13 protein-coding genes are annotated in these 14,171 nt (G+C 38.0%); 10 read left to right on the top strand and 3 right to left on the bottom strand.

What is annotated here, in order from left to right; all coding sequences use genetic code 11:
- The first annotated feature begins 21 nt into the window (after positions 1-21).
- From K1X82_06915 to K1X82_06870, 10 genes are read left to right on the top strand one after another with little or no spacing between them, the layout of a single operon-like run.
- Positions 22-1,302 carry an ATP-binding cassette domain-containing protein gene (locus tag K1X82_06915; protein ID MBX7181824.1) on the top strand — a complete coding sequence of 427 codons (1,281 nt, stop codon included), beginning with the start codon at positions 22-24 and terminating at the stop codon, positions 1,300-1,302.
- Complete coding sequence (locus tag K1X82_06910; GenBank protein ID MBX7181823.1) at positions 1,289-2,614, top strand: class I SAM-dependent methyltransferase; 1,326 nt, start codon at positions 1,289-1,291, stop codon at positions 2,612-2,614. Before K1X82_06915 ends, K1X82_06910 begins: the two co-directional genes overlap by 14 nt.
- A 26-nt stretch (positions 2,615-2,640) precedes the next feature.
- Positions 2,641-3,528 (top strand): methyltransferase, TIGR04325 family, encoded by an 888-nt coding sequence (locus tag K1X82_06905; protein ID MBX7181822.1) that lies wholly within the window; start codon positions 2,641-2,643, stop codon positions 3,526-3,528.
- The gene (locus tag K1X82_06900; protein MBX7181821.1) at positions 3,518-4,570 is read left to right on the top strand and encodes a glycosyl transferase; all 1,053 of its coding nucleotides are present in this window, start codon (positions 3,518-3,520) and stop codon (positions 4,568-4,570) included. Before K1X82_06905 ends, K1X82_06900 begins: the two co-directional genes overlap by 11 nt.
- A 9-nt stretch (positions 4,571-4,579) precedes the next feature.
- Positions 4,580-4,951 carry an FdtA/QdtA family cupin domain-containing protein gene (locus K1X82_06895; GenBank protein MBX7181820.1) on the top strand — a complete coding sequence of 124 codons (372 nt, stop codon included), beginning with the start codon at positions 4,580-4,582 and terminating at the stop codon, positions 4,949-4,951.
- Positions 4,948-6,033 (top strand): DegT/DnrJ/EryC1/StrS family aminotransferase, encoded by a 1,086-nt coding sequence (locus K1X82_06890; GenBank protein MBX7181819.1) that lies wholly within the window; start codon positions 4,948-4,950, stop codon positions 6,031-6,033. The genes K1X82_06895 and K1X82_06890 overlap by 4 nt, the downstream gene beginning before the upstream one ends.
- Complete coding sequence (locus K1X82_06885; protein ID MBX7181818.1) at positions 6,033-7,151, top strand: glycosyltransferase; 1,119 nt, start codon at positions 6,033-6,035, stop codon at positions 7,149-7,151. Before K1X82_06890 ends, K1X82_06885 begins: the two co-directional genes overlap by 1 nt.
- A gap of 24 nt (positions 7,152-7,175) precedes the next feature.
- Positions 7,176-8,387: a glycosyltransferase gene (locus K1X82_06880; GenBank protein MBX7181817.1), complete on the top strand. Its 1,212-nt coding sequence runs from the start codon at positions 7,176-7,178 to the stop codon at positions 8,385-8,387.
- Between the two features lie 6 nt (positions 8,388-8,393).
- Positions 8,394-9,218 carry a glycosyltransferase family 2 protein gene (locus K1X82_06875; protein MBX7181816.1) on the top strand — a complete coding sequence of 275 codons (825 nt, stop codon included), beginning with the start codon at positions 8,394-8,396 and terminating at the stop codon, positions 9,216-9,218.
- A gap of 12 nt (positions 9,219-9,230) precedes the next feature.
- A complete protein-coding gene (locus K1X82_06870) occupies positions 9,231-10,367 on the top strand; it encodes a glycosyltransferase family 4 protein (GenBank protein ID MBX7181815.1) in 1,137 nt (378 codons plus the stop codon).
- A 427-nt stretch (positions 10,368-10,794) separates the two neighbouring features.
- On the opposite strand, the gene K1X82_06865 is transcribed toward K1X82_06870, so the two are convergent.
- The 3 genes from K1X82_06865 to K1X82_06855 all read right to left on the bottom strand — a co-directional run.
- Complete coding sequence (locus K1X82_06865) at positions 10,795-11,988, bottom strand: pyridoxal phosphate-dependent aminotransferase (GenBank protein ID MBX7181814.1); 1,194 nt, start codon at positions 11,986-11,988, stop codon at positions 10,795-10,797.
- A gap of 1 nt (position 11,989) precedes the next feature.
- Positions 11,990-13,063 carry an SAM-dependent methyltransferase gene (locus K1X82_06860; GenBank protein ID MBX7181813.1) on the bottom strand — a complete coding sequence of 358 codons (1,074 nt, stop codon included), beginning with the start codon at positions 13,061-13,063 and terminating at the stop codon, positions 11,990-11,992.
- A gap of 280 nt (positions 13,064-13,343) precedes the next feature.
- A partial coding sequence (locus tag K1X82_06855; GenBank protein ID MBX7181812.1) for a SpoIIE family protein phosphatase occupies positions 13,344-14,171 on the bottom strand: 828 nt, incomplete at its 5' end.

The raw sequence follows: 14,171 nt of genomic DNA, 5'->3' as shown, positions 1-14,171 counted from the left end.
TCCTCAATAATCATTAATTAGGTGTCTACTATAATAAAAGTTGAAAATTTAAGCAAACTTTATAGGTTAGGTAAAGTTAGTACCGGAACTTTAAAGGATGATTTAAGGATTGCCTGGGCTAATTTAATGAAAAAAGAAAACCCCTTTTTCAAAATTGGAGAAGAAAACGACCGAACTTCTGCCATAAAAGGCGACTATGTTTGGGCATTAAAAGACATCAATTTCTCCGTTGAACAAGGTCAGGTACTTGGAATAATCGGAAAAAATGGGGCAGGTAAATCAACACTTCTAAAAATACTATCAAGAGTAACCAGTCCTTCATCTGGATCTATAAAGGTAAAAGGTAGAATTGCAAGCTTACTTGAAGTAGGTACTGGCTTTCATCCAGATTTAACAGGCCGTGAAAATGTCTTCCTAAGTGGAGCTATTTTAGGAATGACGTATTCTGAAGTGAAAAGAAAGTTTGATGAAATTGTAGCCTTTAGCGGCGTTGATAAATACATCGATACTCCGGTAAAAAGGTATAGTAGCGGAATGTATGTCCGCTTGGCTTTCGCAGTCTCTGCACATTTAGAACCTGAAATATTAATTATTGACGAAGTCTTAGCAGTGGGAGATTTAGAGTTCCAGAAAAAATGCCTCGGAAAAATGAAGGATGTAAGCGGTGAAGGCAGAACCGTATTGTTTGTTAGTCACAACATGACGGCAATTAAACAGCTCTGTTCCAATGCCTTGCTTCTTTCGAATGGACAAGTGGCTAAAATGGGCGGAGTCGATGAAATTGTAGATAAATATTTTGACATTCAATCCAATTTGGCACAAACCATTACCATTGACAAACGTGCCGACAGACAAGGAAACGGATCCTCTAAATTCACTAGTTTAAAGATTAATTCGATGGAATCAACCGATTTAGTTCGAGTTGAATGTGCTGATACCTTAACCATTGAGTTTATTATCCAAAATATAAAGTCAGGCTTTTCCGGAAAGGTTGTGGTTGGCATCTATGACCAAAGCGATACCCGAATTGCCTTTTTGGATAGTGAAGCGTCCGGAATGATTATCAAATCCGATTCTAAAGATTTTAAGGTAACGGCAACCTTTCCCCCAAATGTGTCTTTGGGAATCGGAAAGTTTTTCCTTAACATAGCATTATTTAATAATTTTGAAATGGCTGATTACGTGCAAACAGCAGCAGAAATTGAAATTGTTGAATCTGACTTTTTTGGTTCTAGTAAAACAGTTCCAATTGATACCAAAGTTCTTATAAGAAACACCTGGACATTTAATGATGGAATATAAATTTAGTAACCTCTCCCTTTGCGATGAAGAAGGAATGGTTTTTAAAAAAGATGATAAATTTTTTAGGGGGATATTTAATTCCCAAGCTTCTATTCTAAAATTTATTCAATCTACAAGTTTTATAAATCTACAAGCAAAAGGATTTCTTCCTGAAACTTTCCTTGTTGAAAATAACAATGACCAAACCTTTGCCTCCATTTTGGAACATGAATCGGCCAACTTTGTTACTTACCCTCATGAATGGTCGTTTGATATGTTCAAAGATGCCTGTCTATTCTTCCTTCAATTGGTTGAAGAATCAGTAAAAAACGGACATACAATTAAAGATGGTCACCTATATAACATCGTTTTTTTTAATAGCAAACCAAAGTTTGTTGACATAGGCAGTGTTGTTCCTTCATCAGGTGATATTCCCTCCCTCAATCAATTTAAACAAACAGCTCTTATACCACTTATGATTTGGGCAAAAGGCTATTACCTTATTGCCAATAGTTTAATTCGAGACGATAATGGCCGGGTTTCCCTTGAAGATTCTTTCTCTATTTATAAAGGCTTAATACTTGCCAATAGCACCAACATTAAAGGAATCTCCAAGTATTTAGAAACCAGAAAAGTTGAATTCCCAATGGTTTGGGAAAGAAACACCGGTAAATTGATTCATGCCATCCAAAGCTTAAAACAAGAACATCAAAAATCATCTTGGGAAAACTACCACAAGGAATATATCAATCAAGGTAAAATTATTAAAACAACTCCAAGGTTTGATACCATTGTTTCCATTATTAAATCTTTAGATGTGAAATCTGTTTATGATGTGGCTTGCAATGAAGGACTTTTGTCTTTGCTAGTTTCTGAAAGATGCGAAAATGTTGAAAAAATAATTTCTTCCGACTTTGATGAAAATGCTATCAACCATTTTTACCTCTTTCTTAAAGAGAATCCCGTTTTTAATAATATCACTGTTGCCGTAAGCAACTTCATGACTCCAACCCACTCTTTTCAGGAAGACCTTCCGGAAGAAAGATTCCAATGTGATTGCGTAGTAGCTTTAGCTTTGACTCACCACTTGATTCTTGGACAAAAATTTCATATTCAGGCTATCGCTAAACGTTTCGCAAGTTTTACCAAAAAATACCTGATTATTGAATTTATGCCTTTGGGACTATGGGGAGGAGGAACAGATCCTTACCCAGTTATTCCCGACTATTATACTGAGAATTGGTATTTAAACGCTTTTGCTCCTTTCTTTGAAATTATGGATCGCAAAGAATTGGAAACGAATCGGGTATGTTTCGTTTTAAAGAAAAAGTAATACATTCCTGAAAATTTGCACATAACATGGGATTTGGTCAAGTAAATAGTACTTTCCTAAAATATTGGATAGCTTTATTTACTCCTCCTGTTGTTATTAAGATTTATAAAAAATTATTTTTCAATCCAGAAATTGTAACCCAACCGGAGAAAAAATATGGTTGGTTTGGAAAATTTGAGTCGTTTGATGAGGTTAAAAAAGAGGCCAAAGGATATGAAGATCAATTAATTTTTAACAAAGCACTTCAGTCTGTAATGGCCGTAAAAAAAGGTAAAGCGTCTTTTGAGAGAGATACGGTTTTATTCTACAAGGAGGAATTTATTTGGCCGGTTGTTACTTGCATTTTACACGCTCATTCTCAATCAAAGAACCAACTTCAAATCATAGATTTTGGAGGGGCTTTTGGTAGCACCTATTTTCAAAACAGAAAGTTTTTTTCTCATTTGGATAACTGGAAATGGACTGTTGTTGAACAGCCCCATTTTGTTAAAACAGGCAAAGAGCAATTACAAGATGAACACCTTCACTTTGCAATTAACTTAGAAGAATGCTATGAAGCAAGCAAAAAACCAATTTTGCTGTTATCCAGTGTCTTACAATATATTGAAAACCCTTACGAGTGCATCAAATACCTTTTGAATTTTGATTTCGAACATATAATCATCGATCGAAATGCTTTCCTTCAGTCAGAAGAAGAAAGAATTACTATTCAAAAAGTCCCCCCTGAAATTTATGATGCATCTTATCCCTGCTACTTCTTCAGCGAATCGAAATTTTTGAATGCTTTCATGGAACAGTATTACCTATTCGCTGAATTTCCGAGTTCAACCGATAATGATGGTTTAACCGATGATGGAATACGAATCTATTGGAAAGGTTTTTACTTAATAAGAAAACCCAAAAATGAGACTTAACTTTTGCACCCTCTTTGATAGCAATTACTTATCCCGAGGATTGGTGCTTTATGATTCATTAATAGCCAATTGCCCGGATTTCCATCTGTACGTTTTTGCTTTTGATGAAAAATGCTATTCCATTTTAAAAACATTGAATCTGCCTAAGCTTACTCCGATAAGCTTAGAAGAATACGAAGATGAAGAATTATTACAAGTTAAAAAATCCAGAACCATTGCTGAATACTGTTGGACAAATACGCCTTCTACAGTCTGGTATATTCTGAATAATTTCGAGGTTGACCACTGTACCTACCTGGATGCAGATATGGTCTTTTATTCCAATCCCGGCCAATTGATTGAAGAAATGGGTGAAAAATCTGTGTTAATTACTGAACACAGATACACTAACCCTGAAGGACTTGAAGAAAAAGCTGGCAAATACAATGTTCAATTTATTACCTTTAAAAACAACACCAACGGAAGAGAAGTTTGTTTATGGTGGAGAAACGCATGTTTGGAATGGTGCTTTGATCGATTTGAAGATGGTAAATTTGGAGATCAGAAATACCTGGACGATTGGCCAACCCGATTTGAAGGAGTGCATGTTTTGCAACATGAAGGAGGTGGCCTGGCAACCTGGAATATTCAACAGTATATTACTTCAAAAGATGCTAACGGAAAACTTTCTATTGAATCAAAAATCAGTAGGAAAAAATTTCAGGTTGTATTCTTTCATTACCATGCATTAAAATTCTTTCAAAACAATATAGTTTACTTTACCCCTGACATTTTACCTAAAGAGGCCATTAAATTATTCTATTTCCCTTACGTTAACCTCTTAACAAGGAAGAGAACAGAATTAATTCAGAAATTCCCCGACATAGAACCCAATGGTATTATTAAACCTTCCCCTAAACCACCACTTACTCTTAGAGATAAATTATACCTTTGCCGAAAGGACTTTTTCTATTACTTCTTTAGGTTTAAACCTATTCAGGCTATAAATGCTGTAAAAGCCCATCTAAACGAATTTGAAAGGCACCATTACTACAAATACTAAAACCTTATCTTGGCACATATTCTTGATCTAAAAACATTCACAGATTCTCGTGGAAATCTAACTGTAATTGAAAAAGTAATTCCATTTGATATTAAACGAATATTCTATATCTATGGCGTCGATGATTCAGTTAGAGGAGGACATAGGCATAAAAAAACCATCCAGGCGGCTGTATGTATTCAAGGTTCCTGCATTATCGGAAACAACAATGGAATGGTCAAGTCTGAGTTTCTTCTAGATAAACCTCATAAATGCCTGATATTAGAACCGGAAGATTGGCATCAGATGTATCAGTTTACCCCGGATGCCATCCTAATGGTTTTGGCTTCCGAGTTTTTTGATCCTTCTGATTATATTTACCAACCATACCCAGAACTATGATCGACTACGAAAATCTTAGAAAACTAAATGAACCATTCTTTTCAGAATACCAAGATGTTTTCAAAAAAACCTTGGAAAGTGGATGGTATATTTTAGGAAAGGAGGTTGAATCCTTTGAAATTGAATACGCAAATTATTGTGGGACTAAATACTGTATTGGTGTTGCATCTGGACTGGATGCGCTTATTTTAGCATTAGACGCTTATGAATTTCCGGAAGGGAGTGAAGTTTTAGTCCCTTCGAACACTTATATCGCTACCATTCTGGCCATCCTTAAAGCAGGACTTAAACCTATTCTGGTTGAACCTTCAATAAGCACTTATACCATAAATAAACAAGGAATACTTAAGGCGATTACCCCAAAAACAAAGGCCATTATGGTTGTTCACCTTTATGGCAAAGTATGTCCAATGGACGAAATTATGGAGGTGGCCACCGAGTTCAACCTGACAGTAATTGAAGATTGCGCTCAAAGCCATGGTGCGCAGGTAAATGGTACCAAATCCGGTAACCTTGGCCATTGCGGAGCACATAGCTTTTACCCTACAAAAAACCTTGGAGCCCTTGGTGATGCCGGTGCAATTACAACCAATGACACCCAACTGGCTGATAAATTAAAATACCTTAGAAACTACGGATCTAAAGTTAAATATTATAACGACTACATCGGGATTAATTCCAGATTAGATGAAATTCAAGCCGCCTTTCTTAGAGTCAAATTGAGACACCTCGACCAGATAAACTCCCATAAAAGAAAGTTAGCTACTATTTATAACCTTGAATTATCTGATCATTTTATAAAACCAATTGTCGACCCCAATTACTTCGATGTCTACCACATTTATGCCATCAGACATCAACAAAGAGATCAACTAAAAAATTACTTATTAGATCATGGAGTAAAAACAGAAATTCATTACCCTATTCCTCCTCATAAACAAAAAGCGTATGAAAACCTCTTCCCTAACCTGAGTTTCCCAGTTTCTGAAGAAATACACCAAACTATTTTAAGCCTGCCAATTTCCTTCTGCCATTCTGAGGAAGACATTCATACTGTTGTTGATTTGTTAAATAAATTTTGATGAAAATTCTACTAGGATTTAGCTACTATAACTACCCTGTTGACGTTGCTACAACAATAAATCAGTGGCTAAGCAGATTACGTTCAGCCGGTTTTGAGGTGGAAAGTTTCCCATTAACCGTTAATCCGCCGGGGCCTCCTTTTTGGTGGAAACAACTCGATATGCGCTGGAATTTGGGTGATAAAGGATTATTGCAGATGTATGAAAACCTTGCCAGAAAGGCAGAAGATTTCGACATTTTCATTAATTGGAATGGTATTAATATTCATCCGGAATTTATCCAAACACTTCCAACATTTAATATTTATGCCTGCTTTGACGACCCTGAAGCTTCCGAATTTCTATCCAAACCGGTGGCTCCTTACTACGACCTCTGCATGGTAGGTAATATTGCAGAAGTTGATACCTACAAATCCTGGGGAGTAAAAAATGCTAAATTTTGGCCTCTTGGGTTTCTATCTACCGATTATGATCCTTCACTCACGGAAGAACAAATTATGACGGGAAATAGAACAAATGACATCGCTCTTCTTTGTGAAAGGAAATTTATACCAGACAGAATTAAAAGACTCGATCAATACGCCAGCGCTTTCCCAGATGGTAGCTATTTTGGTGCAGGCTGGCCTAAAGGTTTTTTGGATGAAAATCAAAGAATTCCACTTTACCTAAACACTAAAATTGGCCCCAATTTCCACAATAGCACCGGCCCAATTAATTTTAGAACTTATACCCTCCCTGCCTGTGGTGTGCTTCAGATATGCGATAACAAAAGCCATTTGGGAAAAATATTTGAATTAGATAAGGAAGTTATTGGATTTGATACCATTCCGGAGGCAATTGAAAAAACCAAGTACTACCTTGCCCATGATGAAGAAAGACGAGCAATTGCCGCTGCCGGTTGGAGACGTAGCATCAAGGAATACAACGAGGTAAGTGTTTTTGGTTTGATTGAAAAATATGTTTTAGAAATAAACCCAAATTTCAAACCTAAAAAGAATCCTACCATTTTAGGTGTAGAAAAAGCCAAAAGACAAAGGCTGATTACCACTCCAAAACGATTGTTCTATTTCTTTAGAGATAAAATAGCTCCGGTTGATTACCTTATTCAAAACCATTAACACCCTCCTGTCTTTCAATTAAAAATGGAAGTATTTAAGTTGCTTTTGAAAAAACTGGGTTTGTATGGTTTAGTAGTTAAGTTATATGATTACGCAGTTCTGCAACTAAATACAGTTAAAGTAATTTTAAGCATAATTTTCAAACACAATCCCGGAAATACTTTCCTCTTTTTCCCATATTACCACACAGGAGGAGCAGAAAAGGTTCATCTTGATATTGCCCATGCCATTTCTTCCTCCAAACCTTGGATTTTTTTTACCAACCCGTCTTCCGACAATTTCTTACTTAGTGAATTCGAAAAAACAGGTGTTACCTTTGATCTTTCCAATTTCCTGAAAAGAAATTATACCCTGGGAACTCTTCTCAAAAAATCCATTATTTGGAAAATAAACAGAAGTCCAAATTCTATCAGCTTCGGTGGAAATTGCCTATTCTATTATTCCTTGATCCCACAATTTAACCAAAATGTTCATTGCATTGACTTAATCCACGCCTTTGTGCATAAAGGTGAAGATGGTGCCGAATACAGCAGTCTTCCTGTTGCAGCCAGATTAAACAAACGAATCACAATTAATTCGAAAACCAAAAAGGACTTTAAATGGCTTTATTCTGAAAATGGTTTACCGGATACTTTAAATGAAAAGGTGTTTGTTATTCAAAATATGGTTTTTGTACCGCAACATTTCCAACCAAAACCCCCTCTAGATCAAATAAATATTGCCTTTGTTTCAAGAAATAGTCCTGAAAAAAGGGTTCATTTAGTTGGACGGATTGCCCAAAAATTAAGCACTAGTTGCCCCTGTAACTTTTACTTAATCGGACCAGATTTAATCGATGGAATTGAGCCTGAAAATAGACTTGCTTGCCAATTCCTAGGAAATATTTCAAATGAATCGGAATTGTTTAATTGGTACGATAAAATCCATATCCTCATTCTTTGTTCCTCCAGGGAAGGAATGCCTATGGTAATTATGGAAGCAATGGCACATTCTGCCGTTTGCATCTCAACTAATGTTGGAGGAATTAGTGACCATATCCAACATGAGATAAACGGATACTTGATTAATTCGCAAAATGAAGATGAAATTATTACAGAATTCGTTCAAACAATCACTAAAATTGCCAACGCTCCAGAATTGTTTAACCAATTGAGTATGGCAAGCTATAACTATGCAAAAACCCACTTCATTAAAGAGGTTTTTGAGCAATCTTGGTGTAAGGTCCTATCAAAATAATCGGCTATGACAGATGCTACTAACTTACCCCTGGTTTCTATCATAATCCCTTACTTTAACCATGGATCCTTTATCAATGAAACCATAAATTCCATAAAAAATCAGAATTATAAAAATCTGGAAATTATTATTATTGACGATTGCTCTACCTCCGAAGAAGCTTCTAAGGCCGTTTTAAACCAAAGCTCGCTTACTATTCAGTTTCTTAAAACAAAGCTTAATTCCGGTCCTAGCATAGCCAGAAATATCGGAATTGCTGCATCCAACGGAAAATATATCCTTCCATTGGATGGTGATGATAAACTGGGAGATCCTTTTCTTACCGATGCAGTACAATTTCTTGAATCCAATTTAAACTATCAGGTAGTTTATGGAAACGGTAGCAAATTTGGAGCATCGAACGAGTTTCTTTCTATTCCAAATTTTGAAAAATTCAACTTTCTAACCTACAATCCTTTGTTCGTAACAAGTGTAATCAGAAAGTCGGCTCTTGAAACAGCAGGACTATACGATGAATACCTCAGTAAACTAGGACTGGAAGATTGGGAACTTTGGCTTTCCTTTGCAGAACTAAACTACTCCTTTAAAAAATTTGAAAAAACTTTCTTACATATCCGGGTTCTTGAAAATTCCAGAACATTTCAGGTTGCCAATAAAAACCTGGATCCAATTCTGGAATATATCTACAAAAAACACTGGAAATTATTACTGGATGAGTTTAAACTGAAAACCTCCCAACTTGTGGATATTCAACGATCAAGAGAATTCAAACTTGGTAAAAATATTTTATTACCGCTCAGATTGCTTATTGCCCTTTTTAGGAAAAACTAATTATTACATTAAATGTCTCTCCGAACCATTATTCTACTTGATGCACTCAGTCTTGGTGGTGCCGAAAAACAAGCATTACTCTTTGGGGCCTGGCTTCAAAACGAAAAAAAATGTAAGGTTGAAATCTGGCACTTTATGCCTGGGGATGGCTCTGCTAAGATTGTTTGCGACCGTTACAATCTAAAAACCAAAGAAATTGGTTATTTTAGAGGATTAGCCAGATACTTGTACCCAAAACAAATTTGGGAATATGCTAAATTGTTCAAAGAGTTTAAACCAGATCTGCTTCTTGGGTATACTAACCAACCTAATCTGTTGCTAGGTCTAATTTGGAAAAAAACCGGAGCAAAGTATTTTATCTGGGGCCAACAAGGAATCGAAGCCGGAGGGTACGCCTTCGATAAAAAAGCTGATAAAATTGCCCTTGAAAATACCCCTGTCTTTATCTCCAATTCCAAAAATGGAGGAGATTTCCTAAATAAAACCCTCCACGTTCCAACAGAAAAAATAAAAGTAGTTTACAATGGTCCCGAAAAGATTGATCCAATTTTTTCTAAGGAAGAATGGAGATCAAAATTAGGAATCGGCAACCATGACTTTGTGGCACTCATGGTTGCTCATATCGCGCTCCGTAAAGACCACCATACCCTGCTTTTGGCATGGAAAATTGTTGTAGAAACTCTCCAAAAAAGCAACATTAACCCTTGCCTTCTTTTGGCCGGCATGCTGGGAAATGCCACCCAGGAACTCATTAGCCTGGCTATTGAATTGGGTATATACGGTAATGTCAAATTCCTGGGTAATGTTAAAGACATTTCAGGATTGAACCTGGCCTCCGATATTCATATCCTAAGCTCTAATACCGAAGGTTTGCCAAACTCCCTTTTAGAAGCAATGAACCTTAAAATTCCGGTGGTTGGTACGAATATTCCCGGAATCTTTGAAGCTGTTGGTGCCGAAAATGCAGAATTTTTGTCTGAACCTAAAGATGCAGAAGGTCTGGCAAAAAACATCTTAAAATTTGCCCTTAACCCTAGCCTCATTCAGGAAATTGGTTCGAAAAACCATAATAGAATTCAAAACTTCTTTTCACTAGAAAAGATGTGCCAGGAACATTGGGACTTAATTCAAAAGAATTGCCTGTCCTGAAGTTTGGGTACAAGGATTTAATACTGAACAGACATTCTGTGTAGTTCAATTCTATGCTTTTATTTTCTTGAAAATAGTGTATAAGTGTGGTATCCTTAGGGATTGCACCCTCGGGCAACGATAGAGGCAAGTAGCTCCAAGCCCAAAAGGCAATAGCGGGGGGCGGCTTGGACTACAGACGATAGCGTGACCCGAACGCCCGTGCAGGTTGTTTGGGGTTTAGCAAAAATTTGTTTTGGGCGGAGGGGGCCCGCATAACATGAATTTAGGTTAAACCCAGATTACGTATAAGAAATGCATCTACGAGTTAAGAATTTGTAAATCAATTTGTTTGTCCAAATTGATAACAACTTCTTCCCAAAATGCTTCGGGAGGGGTAAACCCAGCAATTCATTCTGACTGTTTTTTTAGCTTGTACAAAAAAGGACTATACCCTGCCCGGATAAACCTCTACGGCTTTCTCTAAACAATCCATGGCACCCGATAAATCATCCAAATTCAGCACATACCCTATCCTAACCTCATTCTTCCCTAAACCCGCAGTGGCATAAAAACCGGTGGCAGGAGCCAACATCACCGTGGAATTGTTGTACGAAAATTCTTCAAGCAACCATTGGCAAAACCTATCACTATCATCAATCGGCAACCTGGCAATGGCATAAAACGCGCCTCCCGGAGTAGGACATAAAGCTCCCGGAATTTGATTAATACGGTCTACAACCAAATTACGTCGCTTAACATATTCGTCTGAAACCTCCTTAAAATAGGCATCCGGTGTTTGAATCGCAGCTTCGGCAGCAACCTGACCCAAGGACGGAGGACTTAACCTTGCCTGGGCATATTTCATTGCCGTATTATAAACCGCCCGATTATGGGTAATCAAGGTTCCTATCCTTGCGCCACACATGCTGTATCGCTTAGAAACACTATCAATCATCACTACCTGATCCCGGATCGAACTTAAATTCATGGCCGAAAAAGGTTCATTCCCATCATAACAAAACTCCCGGTAAACCTCATCGCTAAACAAATACAACGAATGCTTCCTTACTACCTCCTCCAATGCCAATAACTCTTCCTTCTTGTATAAATATCCGGTTGGATTGTTAGGATTACAAATAATAATAGCCCTGGTCTTAGGTCCAATGGCACGTTCAATTTCTGCCACGGGAGGTAGTGCAAACCCGGTCTCTATCGATGCCGTAACCGGCTTAATCACTACACCTGCCGTTTGAGCAAAACCATTGTAATTGGCATAAAATGGCTCCGGTGAAATTACCTCATCGCCCGGATTTAAACAGGTCATCATGGCGAATAACAAGGCTTCACTTCCCCCGGCTGTTACCATTATCTCATCATATTCCACATAAATGCCCACACTCTTGTAATAATCTGAAAGCTTCCTCCGATAACTCTCATTTCCCGCCGAATGTGAATACTCCAACACCCTTAAGTCCAATTGGTGAATAGCATCCCTAACTACCTTCGGTGTTTCAATATCAGGCTGACCAATATTCAAATGGTAAACCTTTTTTCCTAATCGTTTTGCCGCCTCAGCAAATGGAACCAACTTACGAATGGGAGACGAAGGCATAGCCTTTCCGCGTTCTGAAATTTGCATGTTATCTTTTCTTACAAGTCAATAATGTATGGCTTACGCCTAATCCATCTTTCTGCGATACTACCTCAAATCCGGCCCTGTCAACCAATTTTAAAAATGTTTCGGAATAGTACATCTGGCTGTTTCCATTGGCTATTGCTGTAAAATACAAGGAGGTTTGCTGCAAACAAAAAGCCGATGCCGGAAAACGCTGCCTATCCCAAAATGGCTCTAATATGTAAACCCGGCCTTCCTCATCCAATGCCTCATAACAACGGTTCAAAATCGAAACAATTTCTGCCTCCGAAAAACAATCTAAAAACTGACTCATCCAAATAGCATCAAAGCCTTTCGGTATTTTTTGATTCTCATCCAAAATGTTGATCTCAAAAAAATCAACCCGGTCTGCCAATCCCTTCTCTGCGATGTTAGCCTTTGCCATGTTCAATTGACCGGGCAAATCCAATATGGCCATTCTAACCTCCGAATCATAGCCTAAACTTTGCAAGGTCCATTTCCCGGTATTCCCTCCAATATCTGCCATATACTTAGGTTTGTTCTTAAACACTTCCGGTAACACAGCCGGAAAAGCATCATCCGAATAAAAATGATCAAAGGCAAACCACGATTTCTGAATGTCCTTGGGTAAATGCGCCAAGGCCTCATAAACCGTTTTCCACTCCCCAAATACTTTTAATCCTTCTGGTTTTCCGCTGTAAATCGATTTCTCCAAATCAAACATGCCTAGATAGTTCACATCATGTGAGAAATCCATGTTCGATACAGTTAACCTATCATGAAGGATAAAAAAGGAGGTCTTGGTTAAGGTAAATTTTCCATCGTTTAACAATACCAATCCTATCCCTAAACCTGCTTCCAATAATACTCTTACTCCATACAAAGGCATTTGGGTCTTTTCTACCACTTCTTCTAAACTTAAGCCTTGCTTTCCCGATTGTTCTATGGCAGTTAATATACCCGAGTTTCTTAATATTCTGGCAGCCTGAAATACCGATGGACCAAAGGCAATCCACTGAGCATATTCCTTGGCCTCTAACGCTGTTTTGGTGTCTTTTTTATAAAATTCTAACGACATAAATATGGAATAATTTGGCGGCGAAGATAAGGCAATTGAAGCCTATTCTAACCCCAAATTTTCTTCCACTTTTCCGGTTCTTTTCTTTTTTTATTGTTTGGCGGGTCCCATTTGCCACCAAGAATCTGCTCCATTCAAATAGTGTGCAAGGCAAATGGTCGGGCTATCGCCGCTACTCCTCGTCCACCCAGGCTAGGGCCTTGGTGGCCTGTGGGGTATCTGGCTCTATCCCTACCCGACGGAACCCCAACCAGTTATCCTCCTTCCTCCATTTTGTTGGTCACAGCCGTATACCCATCACATGCACATCATCCGTTTGGTCACAATCTCCTTTCCATTGCATAAATTCACTTAACAAGCGTCGCTTCTGACTCTCGCCTTCCATCGAATAAATGGATTTAAACAAGGACAATAAATTCTTAAAGTAAAACTTCTTCCCCAAAACTCCTCCGAACTGGTCAATGTATCCATCCGAAAAGAAGTAAATCATATCTCCCGGCGAATAAGTGAATTCTTGTATCTCAAACTTCTTGATGTCCATTCGCATATACCCGCCTAAACCAAATCGGTTTCCTCTGTAAACCTGGGCGATTCCTTGCTGGGTCACATGCACAATGGTGCTCATGGCTCCAACAAACTGCACCTTTTGTTTACTCGAATCCAGTACGCATAAGGCAATATCCATCCCATCGTGTAAATGCTCCTTCCGTCCCATTCCTAAGGAGTTGTTTATCTCCAAATCCAATAATTCAATAATCACATCCGGCCTTTCCCATTCTCCGGTGCTTACAATTTTATTCAATAAGGTAATCCCCAAAACACTCATAAAGGCGCCCGGTATGCCATGCCCAGTGCAATCTGCCGCCGCTATCATTGCCACTTTGGAGGTTTTATGAAACCAATAAAAATCTCCACTTACAATGTCCTTTGGACAATTCAACACAAAGGATCCGGGAAAAGCCTTTAACAAATCACCCTGATTCGGCATCAACGATTGCTGAATTCGTTCGGCATAATGAATACTATCGGTTATATCCCGGTTTATTGCTTGTAATCGGTTGCTAAAATGGGTCTTTTGTATAACTTCAGTCGTCAACCGTTGATTTGA

This window comes from Bacteroidia bacterium (assembly GCA_019695265.1).
Taxonomy (GTDB): domain Bacteria; phylum Bacteroidota; class Bacteroidia; order JAIBAJ01; family JAIBAJ01; genus JAIBAJ01.
Note: the sequence above shows the minus strand (reverse complement) of the source record. Positions and strands in the feature narration are given on the sequence as shown.